Below are 19,392 nucleotides of genomic sequence, written 5' to 3' on the forward strand. Positions count from 1 at the left end.
GGGGTTCGCAGAGATGCGACTCCTTTTTTTTAACATTAGAATTACGGAAAAAATGCATTTTCCCTTTCTACCCATTGTAAAACAATGTATAATTAAGTAGATTAACGTCGAATTTTGTTGTTTTATATAGGGGGCGGACCGTGAGGAATCGGCTGCATAAGCAAAAAATAAAATTAGCTACCTTACTTGCCGCTCTAGTAACCGCTTCCGTGGTAAGTACTCTTATTGTTTTATTGATTTCATCCTATCATTCGCAGAAAGAATCGTTGGTACATACGAGTCTTTCTTTAAATTACTCGAAGTCGAAAAATCTCAGCAGTACGATTGATTCCTTGTTCAAAAACATGCGAAGCAGCTTGGAGAATACAGCCAATTATCTCGGTACCGGCGAAGAACGGTCGGCTGAAGATATCCAATTACAATTAGAAATTTTACAATCGACGAGCCGATATTTTAATTCCCTTTCTTGGGTTGATGAAACAGGGGTGGTACAACATATCGCCCCGATTAGTGTTGGTCTGAAGGGCCAAACCGTTACTTCCGGTCCGACGAAAGAAGCACTGAGCTCAAGAAAGCCGTCTCTATCGCCGCCTTATTATGCTGCTTCCGGACGACTAATCGTACTAATGAGCCAGCCTATCTACGACAAGAATGGGAACTATAAAGGGATTATCGGGGGAAGCATTTATCTTCAAGAGAAAAATATATTAAATGAAATTGTTGGAAATAATGAGATTGACTCCATAGGCTCTTATTATTATGTGATAGGACCTAAAGGAGATTTATTATTTCACCCGGATAAACAGCGTCTGGGGGAAGTGGTAAGCGCAAATCCGATAGTGAGCAAACTCGCTAAAGGTAAGAGCGGCATGGAAATAATAGAGAACACAAAAGGGGTTCCCATGTTGGCTGCCTACACCACTGTCCCTGAAATCGGATGGGGAGTCGTACAGCAAACGCCGGTGTCATCAGTTAACGTTATGTTAATGGATCATACCAAAAAGCTAATCCTATATACGCTCGCTCCCTTCATAATGCTATTGCTATTTTCCGTATTTATTGCCCGCAAGCTTGCATCCCCTTTTATGAATTTAGCAAATCTTGTGAACCGGCTTTCAACAGGTGAAACCATCTCCATTCCGAAAAAGCACTCTCATTGGAACCGAGAGGTGGATTTACTCACGAAGTCCGTTATTATTGCTATTCAAACGGTTCAGAAGAACACTCATTTACTAAAACGTGACGCATATAATGATCAATTGACCGGTCTGGCGAATCGAAGGTCGTTAGATGAAACGCTTCAATCATGGTCTAAGGATAACAGAACATATTCCATTATTGTATTAGACATAGATCACTTTAAAAGTGTAAATGACACTTACGGACACCAAGCAGGTGATGAAGTACTAAAACACTTGGGGGTGATCGTAAGCGGCAAGGTAAGAAGCGAGGATCGTTGTTTCCGTTTCGGAGGAGAGGAGTTTGTTGTTCTCTTACCTAATACTACAGCGTCTGAAGCATTCATTATCGCAGAAGATATCCGGGCGGCTGTAGAACATACCATAAGTCCAATCGGTAAAGCAATTACGATTTCCCTAGGTATTGCCGAATTTCCGGTTCACGCAGAATCCCATGAGGAGCTTTTTCGTGCTGCCGACAGGGCTCTTTACGAATCGAAAACTAGTGGAAGAAATCGCACTACCTGCATTAGTGATAAAATAGATTCACATTAGCGGACAGAAACGGCATATGATGGGTATTAACCTACTTAAAAAGAGGAGTGGCGTACCCATGCCGATTTCACCAGGCACCCACTTGCTGTATACCGTTCGACCCGGTGACACCCTGTATACGATAGCAGAACAATTGGGCACCAACGTACCGTCGCTAGTGCAAATGAATGCATTATATCCGCCGATAATGGATCCCGATCGAATCTATCCGGGGCTGGTCCTGCTGGCAAGACTACCGGGTATGGCGGAGCAAAGCTCTGTGATATACCAGGTTCAGCCCGGAGATACGCTATATCGGATTGCCGAACGGTTCTCCGTAAGTGTCGACATGCTGGCCGGATTGAATCAAATACAGCAGCCGGACATTCTCCGTGTCGCTCAACTGCTTTACATTGCGAGCTTCGTATACGAAGTAGAGCAAGGAGACACATTGTACCGGATCTCCCGGCGCTTCGGCACATCGATGAGCGAATTGATTCGGGCTAACCGAAATCGGCCGGGTTTATCGTCTGATGTCATTTATCCCGGATTTCGCCTGGTTGTGCCGCTTCCGTCCTCGACCAATATCGTCGTATACCAGCCGTTGCCCGGAACGAGAGTTGCCCCCGGACAGCATTTGACAGGCAGCGCCCGTGCATTCGAAGCGACGATAAACTACCAAATTCTCGATTCGATGGGGCAGACTGTAACGCAAGAAAAGGCTGTCATGGCTTCCCAGGGTGCTCCGGCATTCGGAACATTCGACGTACCGCTCCAGTTCGATCAGCGTCCTACCGTCCCAAGCGGGGTAGTCATGGTGTACACACGCAGTGCTCGTGACGGCAGCATTCAGGATTTGGTGGAAATTCCTGTGATTTTCGTCTGATTTGACCTACTAATATGTCCGATCGAACACCCTATTCAACCTCATACCTCCTTTATAATAGGTTTCAGAAGATGTTAGACAAGGAGCTGAGTTGGAAATGGATACGATGGACGACAACATGACCTGGAAAGCCAGGTGGATATGGACCGGTGAAGAAGAAAGTCCCCGGAACGAATGGCGCTGTTTTCGCAAGCAGTTTCGCTATGCGGACGAATGTGCTTCGAGGCAGGCCAGGATCCGAATCACGGCGGACTCTCGGTACGTTCTCTATGTGAACGGTACGCTGATAGGACGGGGTCCTGTCCGATCCTGGCCGTTCGAGCTCCCTTACGACGAATTTGAAATCGGCCATTTGCTTACCGCCGGGGAGGACAATACGATCGCCGTGATGGTCATGCATTACGGAGCTCCGACGTTCCAATATTTGCGCGGCCGCGGCGGTCTTCTCGCCCAAGTCGAGAGTGCTTGCGGGGATCGGTGGGAAGTCATTGCCGCGACCGATTCCAGCTGGGCTACAGCTGTTCACGCCGGCTACGATAACCGTTCTTCCCGCATATCCTGCCAGCTGCCTTTTACCGAGGTGATCGATTCGAGACTCTGGGACGAGGCTTGGACACGGAACGGATCCGCAGGAGCGGGATGGGGGAGGGCAACCGAGATCGGCGAGGTCGGCATGGAGCCGTGGACCAAGCTTGTGCCGCGGGATATTCCGGCCTTAACCGAGGAACTCGTGTATCCTGTTCGTGTGGAATCTTTAAGCCGCGTTACGCCGAGATCGTGGGGCGTCGTGCTCGATCTGCGCAATCATTTCGTTCCCGGCAGCGAGTATCATGCGAACAACATTAGGCTTTACGGCTATTTGACCACTGTCATTCGAGCGTACGGCCCGGCCCGCGCGACCATCGGCATCGTGGACGGAGGCCGTTTGTCCGGACCGCTCAGCCTGAACGGCGCTTGGTTCGATGAGAACAGGGAGTACGGAGACAAGCCGGAGCGGTATTTGGACGTCGAGCTCGCAGAAGGGGACAACCTTCTCATGGTGGAGGTCAGGGGGGTTACCCATGGACACGGCTTCCATTTCGGCATCGATTGCAAGGAAGCTTTCGAGGTGGTTTCACCGCTCTACAATGGCGAGGGTAGCGGCTGTGGTACTCCTTTCGCGACGCTGGGACCGTTTGATGCGATCGAGCTCATCGATCACCAGCCCGAGCCGTCGTTTCAAGATAACCACCCGGACTATCTTCGGGCCAAACGGATAGCCGTGCCGGCTGATCTGGACGAATTCGCCTCGTGGCTGAAGCCGGTCGATCCGCGTCATGTAAGCCGTGATGATGTTTTCAGCCGATGTGTATGGAAAAGACAATCGCAGCCTTTGCCGATCCCCTATGCACTGCAAACTGCCGTCATTGCCAATGACGCAGCAGCCGTTGTACCCGTCTACCCTGGAGAGGACACGGAGCTGGTCATTGACTTCGGCAAAGAGTATTCCGGTTATCTCTCCTTCGAAGCGGAAGCGTCCGACGGAACGATCATCGACTTTTACGGATTGGAATACATGAGGGATGGCTGGAAGCAGATCACCTATGGTTTGGACAATACGCTGCGGTACGTATGCCGGGAAGGGCGCCAATCGTATACTTCACCCGTTCGCAGAGGATTCCGCTATGTCATGGTTGTCGTGCGAAACGCGGATAGGCCGCTCAAGCTTCACCGTGTGACCGTGCTGCAAAGCAATTACGCGGTTGCGGAAATCGGCAGGTTCCGCTGTTCCGACCCGCTGCTGAATGACGTCTGGGAGATCAGCAAGCATACGACGCGGCTGTGCATGGAAGATACGTTCGTCGATTGTCCGGCGTTCGAACAGGCATTCTGGGTAGGGGATGCCCGCAACGAGGCATTGGTGAACTACTATGTTTTCGGCGATGATGCGATCGTGAAACGGTGTCTGCGTCTTGTCCCCGGCTCGAAATTTCAATCTCCTTTATACTCGGATCAGGTTCCCAGCGGCTGGAGCAGCGTAATACCGAATTGGACCTTCTTTTGGGCGATTGCCTGCCTGGAGCTATATCGGTTCAGTGGGGACAGACAGTTTGCCGAGCAAATATGGCCGCATGTAAGTTATACGCTTGACCATTACATGCAGAAGCTTGACGAGAACGGGCTGCTGAACATGAAGGGATGGAATCTGCTCGACTGGGCGCCGATCGAGCAGCCGAATGACGGCATCGTTACTCATCAGAACCTATTTTTCGTTCAGGCGCTTCGCTCCGCCGCTTTCCTGGCGGACGAATTCGAGCCGGAATGCTCCGAGCGTTATGCTGCAAGTGCCGACCGTCTGCAGCTGGCAATCAACACCTTCCTTTGGTCGGAGGAGAACCAGGCTTATGTGGATTGCATCCACAGCAACGGCACGATTTCCCGTTCCTTCAGCATGCAGACGCAGGTAGTTGCCTATTTGTGCAATATTGCTGACGGAGAGCGATTACAAAGGCTGGAATCTTACATTGTGTCTCCGCCGCGGCATTTCGTACAGATCGGCAGCGCCTTCATGTCCTTCTTCTACCATGAATCGCTGGCCAAGCTCGGCCGGTTCGATATCATGCTGGACGATATTCGGGCACGATACGGGGAGATGCTCGAATATGATGCGACGACATGCTGGGAAATGTATCCAAACCCTCCGGAGAACAGAACGCATCCGAATATGCTGACACGCAGTCATTGTCACGCTTGGTCGGCAGGTCCGGGCTATTTCCTCGGTGCCTTTGTCTTGGGCGTGCGCGGCATGGACGCCGGCTGGTCAAAGGTTGCTATTGAGCCGCAGATCGCGGACCTTACGTGGGCCCGCGGGACGGTTCCGCTTCCCGGCCGAGGCAGAATCGACGTATCCTGGCGTGCCGACCGTCCTGGAGGCAAGCTGTATATAAGAATCGAGGCGCCTGCCGACTTGGAGCTTTCTATTGAACCTCCGGCGGGGCTCGAAGCCGTCGTCGAGCGAATCGTGCTCGGATGAATAAGAATGGACCGAAAGGTGCTATCCGCTGGCCGCTTGCACGGCCTCGGATAGCACCTTCTTTTTTCTCCGTTCTGACATTTGTTAAATTTTACACACTTTGGGGGATAAACCCTAAAAGTATCCTTTTGGATACTTATTCGCTCCTAAGGCGATGTGCTAAGCTGAACCTCGTGCATAATGAGCTGAAGGAGAGGAAGGAGAAATGATGAAATACGGCATGATGAGGAAGCCCCATCACAGGCGATGGCTGCATTCCCTGCTCGTGTGGGTGCTGGTCGTAACCTCGGTGCTGCCAGCCGCAACGGCAGGTGCTGCCGAACCCGTGACAGACTACGTAACCACCGTAGCCGCCTCGGAATCGCAGGTGCAGCCGGGGCAAGCGGTCGGTTTGACGGCTTCAATTACCGCGGCGGTCAGCCGATCGGTGCTGGTGGACCTGGAGGTATTCGGCCCGAACGGAGCGAGGGTTTTCCAGATGGTCGAGAATGGGCTGTCCCTTACAGCGGGTGAAACCAAAAGCATTCCCTTCGAGTGGAAGCTCGAGGAGACCCTCCCGGAAGGGAAGTATACCGTTAGCATCGGGATCTTTAAGCCCGATTGGGGGGTGCAGTATGCCTGGCATGCAGGCGCAGCCGTCATCACGGTAAGCAAAGCGGCAGGACCGAGCGTAAGCACTTCGGTTACCGTAACACCAAGTGCGGTTCGCGCGGGGGAGCCTGTGGAGATTTTGGCCAAAGCCAGCAGCTCTACCACGCTCGAGACGCTGGTTGAGATCCAGTTGCGCAGCGCGGAGGGTGCGGTTGTTGCACATCAGGAGTTTCCAAATCGGACACTCAACACAGGCATGGAAACCTTGTTCCCGTTAGCCTGGAATGTACCGGCAGCGGCTCCGGCAGGGCAATACGCTGTGGAAATGAGCGTCTTAAGTCCTGACCGCACCGTAACTTATGTCGATCGGTCGAAGCGGGCCGTGATTAACGTCCTGCCGGCCACGGCGAACGGCGAGCCGGGCGGAAAGGCGGAGTACACGTCTAGCGCGACGGCAACGCCTTCACAGGCGGCTCCCGGTGAGAAAGTCGATCTGAAGGTAGAGGTCAGCAGTACGAAGAAGGATACGGTGCTCGTGGATGCCGAGATTTATAGTCCTACAGGCGAGAAGGTGCATCAGCAGTTCCTGGACCTTCAGGAGCTACGCGCCAATCAAGTCCACACCTATCCGATGTCATGGCAGGTGCCTGCCGGAGCGGCGGAAGGCGACTATACGGTACGTATCGGCTTGTTTAAGCCGGGCTGGGGAAAGCTGTATCACTGGAATTCCCAAGCGGCGGTTATCAAGGTACAGGAGTCCGCGGATGTCACTCCGCCGGCAATTCCTGCCGGTTTATCTGCAGCAGCAGGCGATTCCAAGGTGTCGCTCACTTGGCAGCCGGTAGGTGACAGTGATCTGGAAGACTACAAGGTCTATATCTCCCACGACGGAGGAAGTACTTGGTCGTCCGCGAAACCAACGGGCAAGCTCACAAGCTATACCGCCGAGGGCTTGACGAACGGAGTCGCCTATACCTTTGCAGTGACAGCGACAGACGTGTCGGGGAATGAATCCGCCAAGTCTGTTCCCGTGCAGGCTACTCCGAGTGCTCCGGCCTCCTCCTTGCCGGCGCCGACAGGAATCCAGGTCCACTATGCCGGAGAGACCTCCCGCGTGGTCAGCTGGAGTGCGGTGGAGAATCCGGCGGTTGCAGGCTACAAAGTTTATGTATCGGAAGACAGAGGCATCACTTGGAGAGACCCCATTGACAATGGCTTAATGCAGTTTTATATGGTGAACGGACTGGTCAGCGGCCGCGGCTATACTTTTGCCGTAACGGCCTATGAGAGCAATGGCTCGGAGTCCGCCAAATCGGTGCTTTATCATGTATTCATCGGCAAGCCTCAAGCGCCCGAAGGACTAACGGCGCAGCCGCTCGAAGGAGCCGTGAAGCTAAGCTGGAATGCCGTGACGAATAACAGCGAAGTGACGAACTACCGGGTGTATGTCTCCATGGACGGGGGAGCCACTTGGGGCTACGGTCAGCAGGCCGGGAACGAAACGAGCTACACGATGACCGGTCTAACCAATGGCACCGTCTATGCCTTTGCCGTCACAGCCATGAACAACCGTGGAGAGGAATCGGATCGCTCGACGCCTGTTCAAGCGACGCCGCAAGGGACGCCTCCGGCCATTCCGCAGGGATTGACCGCGTCGGCTGGGGATGCGCTTATTAAGCTCCAATGGACGGCCGTGACCGATGCCGACCTCGCAGGGTATAAGCTGTACCTTTCCCAAGACAACGGCAATAGCTGGAGTCTCGGAGCCGAGACAGGGAAGGTTACGGAATATACGCTGACAGGACTTACGAACAACGTCGAATATGCTGTAGCCATCTCAGCGGTGGACGGAAACGGGAACGAGTCCGCGCGATCGGCTGTCGTGAAGGCTACGCCCAATAACGATGACATTGTGCCGCCGGCTGCGCCGACTAGTCTGAAGGCTACCGCCAAGGATTCAGCGGCCATCCTTCATTGGAAAGCGGGCACGGAACCGGACCTCTCCGGCTACCAAGTCTATATGTCGCAAGCTGCGGAGGGTCCGTGGTCGCTGCAGGCCTCCATTCAGGGAACGGCTTACTATGCCGGCGGCCTGACCAACGGGACGACGTATTATGTTGCAGTCAAAGCCGTCGACCAAAGCGGCAATGCCTCGGAGCTTTCGGCTCCTGTTGCAGTAAGCCCTAAAGCGCCGGTCATTCCGGCAGATCCTGCTGCCTCGGCGCCGCAGTTATCCGCCACCGGAACGACGAGCTTCGCCGATGCGACAGACTTCCTATATCAGGGAAGCAGTCCTGTTCAGTTTGGGGTGGAGCCTGGAGCTCTGGATGAAGCACGTATGTCCGTGCTTCGAGGTAAGGTACAGGATCGCGCAGGAGCGCCGCTATCCGGAGTGACGATTCAGGTGCTGAACGAGAGCAAGCTCGGTCATACGGTCAGCCGCGCAGACGGCGCCTTCGATCTTGTGATCAACGGCGGCGCAACGGTGACCCTTCAGTACGAGAAGCTTGGGTATTTGACGGTTCAGCGGAAGGCTACCGTGCCTTGGAACGATTATCTCACCGTACCGGACGTAGCAATGACTCCGTATGACAGTAACGTAACGGAGATTCAGCTAAGCGGTGCGGCAGGCATTCAAGTAGCGCAAGGCAGTCCCGTAACAGACGCAGACGGAAGCCGTCAGGCTACGCTGCTGTTTACGCCGGGAACGACAGCTCAGATGAAGCTGATCGATGGAACGCTGAAGGAGCTTCCGGCCCTTCACGTACGAGCTACCGAATACACCGTAGGCGAGAACGGGCTTAAAGCGATGCCGGGTGAGCTGCCGGCGAATGTCGGCTACACCTATGCCGTGGAGCTGTCTGTGGACGAAGCCGTAGCGGCAGGGGCGACAGAGGTCCGCTTCAATCAGCCGGTTCCCGTTTACGTAGATAACTTCCTTCAATTTCCTACGGGAACCGTTGTGCCCTTAGGTTACTACGACTATAAGGCCGGAGGATGGATCCCGTCTCAAGATGGGATAGTCATCAAGGTACTTTCCGTGAACGGCGGCGTAGCGTCTATCGATGCGAACGGTGACGAGCTGCCGGATTCGGAGGCGGACCTGGCCTCACTTGGCATTACGGCCGAAGAGCAGGCGAAGCTCGCTGCCCTATATCCCGCAGGCAAGAGTTTGTGGCGTGTGACAGTGAAGCATTTTACCCCGTGGGATGCAAACTGGCCTTACGGACCGCCGGAGGATTCGGAGAACCCGCCGCAGCAGGAGGATGAGTGGAAGGATAAGTTCAAGATGAAGCTCTGTAACAAACAGAACTCCATCATCGGCTGTCAGGATCAAACGCTCGGCGAAACGATTCCGATCGAAGGCAGTGCGCTTACTCTCAATTATCAAAGTAAGCGAACGCCGGGTTACATGGAGAAGAGCCGTATTACGGTGCCTGTCACCAAGCCGACGTTCAAGCCCAGCACGTTTATACGCAGTGTGGAAGTGAAGCTGCACCTTGCCGGCCGTACGATCGAGAAATCGTTCCCTGCTTTTCCGAATCAGACGTTTGAATACGATTGGGACGGCAAGGACGTATATGGTCGCGACATGATCGGAGATGTGAGGTACTCCGTTGATATCCGTTATGTATATCAAGCCCAGTATTATGCGATGCGAGCGAGCTCCGGCGGTTCGAGCAGCGGCGCAGCCAGCAGCTTCGGCCGGGTAGCGGGCGTCAAGCATGTGCTGATGAACCGCAGCTTAAACCAGATTACCCTTGGTGAGACATGGAGCGGCTCCGTGCTAAGTCCGATCAATCCGTATCAGGAGACGGGCATCGCCGGCTGGAGCTTGGATAACCACCATATGCTGCTCACCGACGAATTGCTGAAGGGAGACGGCACCTCCGAACGGAAGCGGGCAGCCGTCGGTCAAGAAATCAACTTCCGGGGCAGGGCCGATGTGCCGGGCAGTCTGGTGCTCGAGAACGGGAGAAACACCGAGACCGGAGTGATTGGTCCCGACGGGCAATACTATTTTGTCAAAAAGACCAATGACTGGCCTTGGGGGTATTCCAGCACCCATACCTTCTACCGCGTGGATCATGAAGGGGCGGTCCGGGAGCTGTTCAGCTACGAACCGAATACGTATCTGGAGGTTCCGAATTACCCTGACCGTCTTGCTGTAGGAACGGACGGAACCATCTACGCTGTGATCATCAAAGAGACGATCATGTACATTGTGCGCCGTTCGCCCGGCGACTCGGATTGGACGGTCATTGCGGGCGGTCAGCCGAGCAGCGGCATCTACGACCCGATACCTGACGGAACGCACGGTCTGCAGGCGAAGCTTCACAATCCTTACCGTTTGAGGGCCGGAGCGGACGGCAGTCTGTATTTCCTGGACGGCAATGCACTGCATAAGCTGAATGCAGACGGCTACATTATGACCTATAATCACCGGGGCAGCCGGTTTGAGGCGAATCCGACGGACGATGGCCGCGCTACGCCGGAGAATATCGGCCGGGTGAATGATTTTCAGGTAGGCTCGGACGGAAGCATTTATCTTCTGGATATCGGAGGCAGGAATAGCGATGAGAGCCGCATTCGCGTGATTCATCCTGACGGTACGATGTCGAAGCTGATCGGTAAGGCCTTCACCGATGCCCCAGGCGAAGTGAAGGTAACCAACATCATGACGGGAGTGAAGCCGGAGGAAGCGGTATTCCATACGGACCGCATCTACGTGAGCCCTGTCGGTGTTGTGTATTTTAAAGAGCTGGAGCAAGGCGTCTTCTACAAAATCAATCTTGACGGTTTTATTGAAGAGGCCGAGCCGCAAGTGTTTCTGGGTATGGCTAAGCGCGTGCGCGAAGAAGGGTACGATCAATCAGGGAGAGTTCCTATGCAGCTGTTCGGGATCGGTCCGAACGGAGAGCTGTACGTCAGAATTACGCTGAAGTCCACGTTGCCGACAGGAGAGAGCTTTTATCACTATAGGGTAAAAGAGGGCGTCAATGCCATCCTCCCGGACGAAACGGGGACGGTCGCTTACGAGCTCGATAAAAAGAACGGACGGCATTTGACGACACGAAGCGGATACACCGGTCAGGTGCTCATGAATATGGAATATGATCCTGCGGGAAGATTGATCGCGATGCGTGATCCTTTCGGCAATGTAACGACTATCGTTCGGGATAGCGCGGGTAAGCCTGAGGAGATCATCGCTCCGAACGGGCAGCGAACCCAGCTGAAGGTAGAGAATGGACAGCTGGTTACCGTAACGCATCCGGGCGGCAAGACGCACAAGATGGTTTATGACGATAAGGGACTATTAAAGCAGTTTACCGATACGAGCGATTATGTGCGCGACTATGGCTACACCCCGCGGGGAATGCTCATTCGTGCGGAAAATCCAAAGGACGGTGTAAAGCAGCTCGAGGCGATTCCGCTTGAGAACGGAGTCAGGGTGCAGTTTACGAACCCTGACGGTAAGGTCACTCAATACGAAACCTATCCGGGCGACAAGAGCATGACTACAGCGACCATTGAGCCTACCGGTGAGAAAACGTCGGTGGTACACAAGCTTCATGGACCGGAGGAGACTACGTTCCCGGACGGCTCCAAGCTGATCAAGCAGCTGGATGCGGATCCGCGCTGGGGAATGGATGTGCCGGTAGTCAGGCAGTTCCAATACACCACCCCGAAGGGGCAGGTGTCGCACTATTCCGAAACGAGGAAAGCCGTACTGGCGAACTCGCTTGATCCTTTCAGTCTGCAGTCGCTGACGATACAGAACAAGACGGGGAATGACGTATATACCGTGCATTATGACCGGGCGACGCACAGCATCCTGGAGACGAGTCCGGAAGGCTTGCAGCGACGCACGTACATGGACGCCTACGACCGTGTGACTAAGCAAGAAGAGGTCGGTCAGGCGATCGCGCCTGTATTATACGAGTATAATGAAAAAGGACTGCTCAAGCGCAAGTTGCAGGGGGATCAGTACCTCGACTATACGTATGATGCGTTCAATCGACTGGAGACCGTAACGGATGCCTATGGAGCTCAGAAGGTGTTCGGCTATGACGGATTAAACCGGATTACGAGCGTAAAATCACCGGAAGGCAAGCTGATTCGTCAGGAATATGACGACAACAGCAATCTTACCGGGGTGATCACGGCGAATGGAGACAGGTACCGGCAGGACTTTGACCAAGACGATCTCTACGTCGGCTTCCGCCAGGAGGGTGCTGCGACAGGGATCACGATTCAGCGCAGCCTGGACGGAGATATGCAGCAATCCACGCTCCGCAGCGGACGTGTCGTGCAGTACAAACAAGAGACCGACACGGGAAGAATTCATCAGGTGATCGATCCGGATGTAAGCCGCACTTATTCCTATTTTGACGGGGATTCTACGGACCGGGTAAGACTGATTGAAAGTGTGACCTCTTCTACTTACGGAGCAACGGTGACGGGGGCTGCGTACGGATTACGCCAGGCGATCGAATTCACGTACGACGGAGATCAGGTGCAGTCCGCTGCATGGTCCGGGCAAGCGAACGGACGATTCGGCTACCAGTATGACAGCCAGTTCCGTCTGACGAACATCTCGACCACGGTAACCGGAAGCGTCTATGGAGGCACATTCCAGGCAAATGCAGCTTTGAACTGGAACAAGGATAACCAGCTGATTCAGTATGGCAAGTTCTATTTTGACCGCACAGGTCCCGGTAAGCGTGTAGGTACGATTCGTGACGACCGCTTGCAGGTGGGCATGACTTACGATAACATGGGCCGTGTGAAGCAGATGCAATATACCTTGGCGGGCAAAGAGGTTTACCTTGTCGACCACGAGTATGATGTGAGAAGTTTGCTGATCCGGAAAACAGTGACGACATCAGAGGGTTCTGACGTGTATGTCTATGAGTATGATAAGGATCATCAGCTTCGCAAAGTCACTCGCAGCGGCGTAAGCGGTGTGTATGTGGAAGCGTACGATTACGATGACAACAAGAACCGCCGCAGCCGTGAAGTCACGGGCGCTGAACAGCAGATCAGCACCTATGGCAGCTACGACCTGCTGAAGCAGATCGGTCAGACGGAGTATCAGTTCGATATCGACGGCTATTTAACGCAAAGAGGCGGCGATACGTTCCGCTACGGCGTGAAGGGTGAGCTGCTGGAGGCAACCGTCCAGGGAGAAACGATCCGGTATGCTTATGACGGCATAGGAAGACGTACCTCCAGGGAGGATGCGAGCGGTAAAACGCAGTATCTCTATGGCGATGTGAACGCGCCGCTCACGGTAACCGCAACAGTGAATGCCGCAGGCGTCGTCACTCTTTACCAGTATGATGAGCGCGGCTTGCTGCTTGGTCTGGAGCGTGAAGGCAGCAGCTACTATATCGTTAGCGACCAGGTAGGCACTCCGCTGCAGGTGCTGGATGCTGAGGGCACCGTGGTGAAGGCTATGCGTTATGACAGCTTTGGCGTGCTGCTATCGGATTCGAACCCGGCGTTTGAGCTTGAAATCGGCTATGCCGGCGGCTTAAAGGATGAGAAGACGAAGCTGCTTCGCTTTGGCGCGCGGGATTACGATCCGGCCTCCGGCCGTTGGACGGCGATCGATCCGATCCTGTTCGAGGGACGCCAGGCGAACCTGTATGCCTATGTAGGGAATAATCCGGTCACCCTGCGCGATACCTGCGGACTGTTCTGTATCGGAGCCTCCTACTACCAGGGTGTTGGCGGCGGAGCCCGATTCTGTATTGACAAGGACGGCTTCGGCGCATGTGCGGAAGCGGGCTTTGGCGTCGGAGCAGGCGTTGAGGTCAGCCCAACCGAGAGCATACCGAATAGCGGGGTTACCCTAGAAGCTACGGTGAAAATCAAAGGCGGTCCTGCGTCCGTTACACTGGGCGTGCAAGGATTTGCACCGTTTGGGACCGGCTGCCGCGAGGTGAAGCTCGTGGATAAATTCAGCATCGGCTCCTATGAGGGGGACCTCACGGATCCGACGAAGTCGAAGGCGAAGACCAAGAAGCTTACAGACAAGAAGTTCCAATCTCCTGCGGATGCGATCCGCAACGGGAAGCCGGGCTTCGGGTTTGAAGCGGCATTGAAGGCAAAAGGCTGTTATTCTAAGAAATGGTAACGTAACGGCAAGCTGTCCTCTACGGAGGGCAGCTTTTGTTGTTTGGGAAGCGAGATCTGTTTCCCGCTCTCGGTCTATTTTCCTACCAATATGTGTAAAGTTTCACATTGTTATGAAAACAATCTTTGTATATGATGGAAGGAGGAAACCATAGGTCAATTTGGAGGATATGATGCCAATCGTGGATACGTTTGAGCAGCTGGAGGGACAGTCGCTCGTGGGACGCCGCGGGGAGATAGCAACCTTCGAGAGGCTTCTCCTTGGGCGCACCGGCATAGAGAAAATCATTTCCATACACGGCACGGGGGGAACAGGCAAAAGCACTCTTCTCGCCGAGCTCGGCCGCAGGGCAAGAGCGGAGGGTTGCATCACGCTATCGATCAACGGTTTGGGGCTTCACCCCGAGCCGTTCGAAATCTACTCCTCGATTTTGCAGCTCCTCCAGGATCAGTATTACATACAGCGGCTCACAGCGAAGCCGACCGAGGAACTGTGTACGGAGGCGCTGAATGAAATGGCCCGTCATGACCGCGTCGTGCTCTTTATCGACCATTACGAGCGGCTGGAGGCCCTGGACGATTGGTTCCGGTGCTCGTGGCTGCCGGGTTTGCACGAGAATCTGCTTGTTGTGATTGCGGGAAGAAGGCCTCTTGCCGAGCCATGGATGCTCTCCGGCTGGCGGCACCTGATTGTGTCGATGAGGCTGACGGAGCTTACGGCAGAGGACGTTCAGGAATATTTGCATCGCTGCGGTTATACGGATCGGGAACGTTTTGAGTACATATGGAGACATAGCAAGGGTCACCCGTTGATGATGTCCTTGCTATGTGCTTTACCATCTTCGGGTGCGGGGAGTCCTCAAGCCGGCTCCTGCAGCGATGCTTTTGCCTATGTTGTGCATCAATGGCTTCGAGAGGTGCCGGACGAACAGCTTGTTCCCTTCATCGAAGCGGCCTGTGTGCTTAGCCGGTTCAATCAGGACAGTCTCTCCTTTGTTGCAGGCCGGGAGATTAGCGCCGCTAAGTTTCGACAGCTCGTGCGCTGCTCTTTCGTTCGCAGGAGAACCCCCGGCTGGGAGGTGCACGAGCTGATGCGGGTGGCGGTTGTGCGGGAGCTGAGGGACAGATCACCGGAGCGCTTCGCGGGCTACATGAAGCAGGCTCTCCTTCACTATTATCATAAGGTACAGAGAAGCCCCAAAGGGTCGGTTGTATCCTGGGAAGCGGGAGAGCTGGCGTATTACCTGGGCGATGGCATCATTCGCGCTTTGCTTCATAGTGTCAATCCATGGACACGACCCTTCGTGCCGGTAGGAGCGGAGGCTTTGGCCGAGCTTGAGGCGTATGTGGAGCGAAGATGGCGGGAGGCGCGACCGGCGAAGCTGCTGCTTCAGGACCCCTTCACGGAAGAAGCCTATCGCTTTGAGCTGACGGCGGAGCAAACACTGGCCACGCTAAAGGGAATTGACTTCACAGTCCTACTACCCTTGGGAGATGACGTGATCCGGGTTGTAAGGGATGAGCAAGGGAGAATAGAGGCATTTGCCGCCGTCATCCCGATTCATGAAGGGACGCTCTCTTACCTAAGGACATCTCCAAGATATCAAGCCTATTTTGAGGCGTTGTCCAAGGAGGAATGGGAGCGCTTATCCGCCCCAGCAGCGGCTCCTGCAGGCTATTGCATTGAAACGATCGACTTTCAGGATCTGGGAGGCGTGCGGGATTCTTTGGGTCATTTCTTTCTCAGCTTGATGTTCTCGGACTACCTTGTGATCAATTCACCGCCGCCTCATCCGCTCTTTGAGCTGCCGCATCGGAGCATGGGGTTCGAGATAGCAGCTGAGGGCGAGCACACTTTCTATGATGGGGTCACTCCAGCGCCTGTGTTTGTGTTGGATCGCCGAGCCGGTTCTCTTGAAAGCTTCGTGCAGCGGATGCTGGAGAAGATCGGACAGCAAGAGATTCTTCTGACGCGGCCCGTCTCAACGACAACGGTAACGGAAGCGCCCGTCCTGACGGAACGTGAGCAGGAGGTATTGTCATTACTCCTTGAGGGACTGACCAACGGGCAAATGAGCGAAAGGCTGTTTCTCTCCGAGGTGACCGTGAAGAAACACCTGCGCTCGCTGTTTCACAAGTTCAACGTGAAGAGCCGTACCCAGCTGTTAAGCCGAACCATGGGTGCTCACGATTCCCATAGATTGTTGTAGGAGCAATGAAGCTTCGTAATAAGATAAACGGGGCTTGATGTGGATCCGATGAATAATAAGGTACGCGAAAAACAAAAAGCAGCATTACGGCCTTGATGTTATATTTTGAATGGTGTAGGATATAAATAAATAGAGGCCGTGCGGCAAACACGACCTCCAGTGCAACAACCGCTAAGCGGTCGGCTGTACTGCATTGGTGACACGGTAGACCGCGACCTTGCGAGGGTGGGCGGTCTATTTCCTATTCAGGAAAGACAAAATCACAATCAGCATTAACCCAAAGGCTAACATTTCTTGTGTTGTCATTGGCATCATCCTCCTTTCACAGAGGATTAGCCGACCGCCCTACAGCGTGCACGAACCATATTATAGCATAATTTACTAGAGTCTCCATATAGCGACTTTTCTTTTCTTATTGCGGGCGTAAAGCTAGAGGTCGATAAGGTCACTTCCTTAAAATCTTAGGTGTAGGTTTCTAGAGCACTTTGACCTGAATACTCCTCTTTCATTTTGGGGGCTGCATTGAAGCCTTTTACGAGCAGCCATACCGCCAGCGTCATTTCATACAAGGCTACCGGTATTGCCAACACGGCTCCCCATGCTGAGAGCTGCAGGATGACACCATACATTTCCAGCAAGGCTGCAATAAAAATGAGCACCGCTCCGGTTAATCCCATATAGGAGATGAATCGGGGCACAAGCCTAGATTTGTAGAGTAAATAGCTGCACATCATCGTATTGATGCCCAACATGAAATTAGGCCCAAGCATAAAGGTCCAGTCATGTATTGCTGTTAAAAGGGTCCCTGACGCTCGATAAGAGGAAGCGTCGGGGGCCGGCGCATTTACGAAATCCTGACTTAAGGTCAATAGGGCTAATACGCTCAGAACACCAACCGTGATAAGAACAGCCTCGAGAAATCGGAAGCAAACATACCCCAAAGCGATGGTTTCACTATGCTTTCTGAATAAGGGATACAACATAATCGAGGTGCCGATCGCCGAACAGACAAGAATTAACTCAAACAGCGCTCCACTGATCACTTGATTTTTATTGGCATACCCGTTCGTAAGGTAATCGGGATGATGTAGTATAGGATCGTATAAAAGCAGTCCTATAACCGACGTAACCGCCGCTAGTATGAATAAGACTCCCACAATCTTTGCGGTCGTTTGATTCGCACTCATCTTCATTCTCCTTTCTCTTCTTCCCCATAAAAAAATACCTCTTCCAACGGCAAATCGAAGGCGCGGGCAATGCGAAAAGCCAACTCCAGAGACGGAGAGTAGTTACCTTTCTCCAGAGCCACGATGGTTTGTCTTGTAACGCCTACCTTGTCAGCCAGTTGCTGCTGGGTCATTTCATCATGGTTGAAACGTAGTTTTCGAATGTGGTTGCCGACAAGATTTTTGCCCATCTTATACTCCTTTCCGGTAGTGATAAAGTTTGGTGACGGAGCCGGTAACCTCGGACATGAATCCGGAGGCGATCAGAATCATGAACATCGCTTGGGATGGCTGATCCACTACCAGCGAACCCATGGCAGCTAGAAAGCCTAGGACAAACACGTAGAAGGAATTGCGAGTCGCTTTCAGGTCAATAAGCTTATCCAGTTCATCCGCAAAGCCGGGCTCCTTCTCTCCTGTCGTAATTCGATAGACGATGTTGAAAACGATGCTGATCATGATATGCGCGACAATGGAGACCAAAACCAAGGTAAGCACGAAGGACCCCCAATAGCGAAAGGTTTCCGTTGACTCCAGCCCTCCTGCGGGTTGCTGCGGATACATGTACAAGCAATAAGTCCCAAAGATGAGTATGACGCTGATCAATGAAACGATGCTTTTCTTCTCTTGAAAGGTCATGGATACACTCTCCTATATATTAACTTTTACATAATGTAAAGTATTCTATACATAAATTATCCAATATTTATAATAATGTCAAGTTTAATTTACATTGATCGGTGCAATCAGACTGTTTACCTATACATGACCAACTAGTGACTAATACATGACTAATATGCTCCATATGAAGGTTGTGGGGAGGTAAAATTTTACATAAAGTAATACGTAAATGATCGTAGATAGGTGGGTTTCTAATGGTATGCAAAAATGCAATCGTAAATCGGTTTTGCAACGAATTATTCAGCCCCAATCATTCCGTTGTAAACGAAATTCTTCATTTCACCTTTACGGCCCAGCTCAATACCGGGCTAACGATGCAGCGCAGTGAGGTTTTACATTTCGTCGGCAAGGTAAGGAAAAGCTTCTCCAACTTGAAATTTCAGATAGAGGATAGCGTTTCGGATGGGGACAAGGTGGCGGTGCGGGGCACGTTATCCGGCGTACTTGAAGAAGGCTTTTACCGTTTCCCCGCAACCTTCAAATCGTTCTCCATGCCCATTCAGGCTTTTTTTGATTTTTTGGACGACCGGATTTCATCCTTGTGGTTTATGGTAGATCAGCAGCAATTTATGCGGCAGCTCGGATTATGGAAGGTTTCGGAAGCAGCTCCGATGGAATCCAATATACCGGCGACACAGGCTTTACAGGCCGATTGCACTCTGTTCACAGAACGTGAACTGGCTATTATTCGTTTCGTAAGCAATGGATATACTTCGAAAGAAATCGGTACCCATTTGCATTTGAGCCCAAGGACAATTGAAAAATATGAAGAGCATATTCGCCTGAAGCTTCACGTACCCAATCGGGCCGGGGTTATTGCATGGGCAGTCCGCAGCGGTCTCCTGGACGGATAAAATACGTATTTTTACTACGTAGGTTTGCCGTAGTGCAGCGATAAAGTACCCCATATAATTATATCTGTCAGTGGTCA

Annotated in this window: 9 protein-coding genes; 6 read left to right on the plus strand and 3 right to left on the minus strand. The window is 52.9% G+C overall.

Annotated elements, in window-relative coordinates:
- Positions 1-140: 140 nt before the first annotated feature.
- From RAC89_RS30010 to RAC89_RS30030, 5 genes are all read left to right on the plus strand, one after another.
- Positions 141-1,733, plus strand: a complete 1,593-nt coding sequence (locus RAC89_RS30010; protein ID WP_306617329.1) for a sensor domain-containing diguanylate cyclase — start codon at positions 141-143, stop codon at positions 1,731-1,733.
- A 58-nt stretch (positions 1,734-1,791) separates the two neighbouring features.
- Positions 1,792-2,598: a LysM peptidoglycan-binding domain-containing protein gene (locus tag RAC89_RS30015; RefSeq protein ID WP_306617330.1), complete on the plus strand. Its 807-nt coding sequence runs from the start codon at positions 1,792-1,794 to the stop codon at positions 2,596-2,598.
- A 97-nt stretch (positions 2,599-2,695) separates the two neighbouring features.
- Positions 2,696-5,611 (plus strand): family 78 glycoside hydrolase catalytic domain, encoded by a 2,916-nt coding sequence (locus RAC89_RS30020; protein WP_306617331.1) that lies wholly within the window; start codon positions 2,696-2,698, stop codon positions 5,609-5,611.
- A gap of 205 nt (positions 5,612-5,816) precedes the next feature.
- Positions 5,817-14,345: a fibronectin type III domain-containing protein gene (locus RAC89_RS30025; RefSeq protein ID WP_306617332.1), complete on the plus strand. Its 8,529-nt coding sequence runs from the start codon at positions 5,817-5,819 to the stop codon at positions 14,343-14,345.
- Positions 14,346-14,514: 169 nt separating this feature from the next.
- Positions 14,515-16,554, plus strand: coding sequence for a LuxR C-terminal-related transcriptional regulator (locus RAC89_RS30030; RefSeq protein WP_306617333.1), 2,040 nt, complete (start codon positions 14,515-14,517; stop codon positions 16,552-16,554).
- A 461-nt stretch (positions 16,555-17,015) separates the two neighbouring features.
- Here RAC89_RS30030 and RAC89_RS30035 read toward each other — a convergent pair whose 3' ends face one another.
- From RAC89_RS30035 to RAC89_RS30045, 3 genes are read right to left on the minus strand one after another with little or no spacing between them, the layout of a single operon-like run.
- Positions 17,016-17,741: a DUF4386 domain-containing protein gene (locus RAC89_RS30035; RefSeq protein WP_306617334.1), complete on the minus strand. Its 726-nt coding sequence runs from the start codon at positions 17,739-17,741 to the stop codon at positions 17,016-17,018.
- Between the two features lie 2 nt (positions 17,742-17,743).
- A complete protein-coding gene (locus RAC89_RS30040; RefSeq protein WP_306617335.1) occupies positions 17,744-17,971 on the minus strand; it encodes a helix-turn-helix transcriptional regulator in 228 nt (75 codons plus the stop codon).
- A gap of 1 nt (position 17,972) precedes the next feature.
- Positions 17,973-18,419, minus strand: a complete 447-nt coding sequence (locus RAC89_RS30045; protein ID WP_306617336.1) for a hypothetical protein — start codon at positions 18,417-18,419, stop codon at positions 17,973-17,975.
- 236 nt (positions 18,420-18,655) lie between these two features.
- Between RAC89_RS30045 and RAC89_RS30050 the strand changes: the two genes are divergently transcribed.
- A complete protein-coding gene (locus RAC89_RS30050) occupies positions 18,656-19,315 on the plus strand; it encodes an ester cyclase (RefSeq protein ID WP_306617337.1) in 660 nt (219 codons plus the stop codon).
- Positions 19,316-19,392 lie beyond the last annotated feature (77 nt).

Source organism: Paenibacillus sp. GD4 (assembly GCF_030846225.1).
Taxonomy (GTDB): domain Bacteria; phylum Bacillota; class Bacilli; order Paenibacillales; family NBRC-103111; genus Paenibacillus_G; species Paenibacillus_G silviterrae.

What these genes read in the sequence shown, in the direction of transcription:
- RAC89_RS30015 (WP_306617330.1), top strand. Translation starts at nt 1,792, where the DNA reads ATGCCGATTTCACCAGGCACCCACTTGCTGTATACCGTTCGACCCGGT.
- RAC89_RS30020 (WP_306617331.1), top strand. Translation starts at nt 2,696, where the DNA reads ATGGATACGATGGACGACAACATGACCTGGAAAGCCAGGTGGATATGG.
- RAC89_RS30025 (WP_306617332.1), top strand. Translation starts at nt 5,817, where the DNA reads ATGATGAAATACGGCATGATGAGGAAGCCCCATCACAGGCGATGGCTG.
- RAC89_RS30030 (WP_306617333.1), top strand. Translation starts at nt 14,515, where the DNA reads ATGATGCCAATCGTGGATACGTTTGAGCAGCTGGAGGGACAGTCGCTC.
- RAC89_RS30035 (WP_306617334.1), bottom strand. Translation starts at nt 17,741, where the DNA reads ATGAGTGCGAATCAAACGACCGCAAAGATTGTGGGAGTCTTATTCATA.
- RAC89_RS30040 (WP_306617335.1), bottom strand. Translation starts at nt 17,971, where the DNA reads ATGGGCAAAAATCTTGTCGGCAACCACATTCGAAAACTACGTTTCAAC.
- RAC89_RS30045 (WP_306617336.1), bottom strand. Translation starts at nt 18,419, where the DNA reads ATGACCTTTCAAGAGAAGAAAAGCATCGTTTCATTGATCAGCGTCATA.
- RAC89_RS30050 (WP_306617337.1), top strand. Translation starts at nt 18,656, where the DNA reads ATGGTATGCAAAAATGCAATCGTAAATCGGTTTTGCAACGAATTATTC.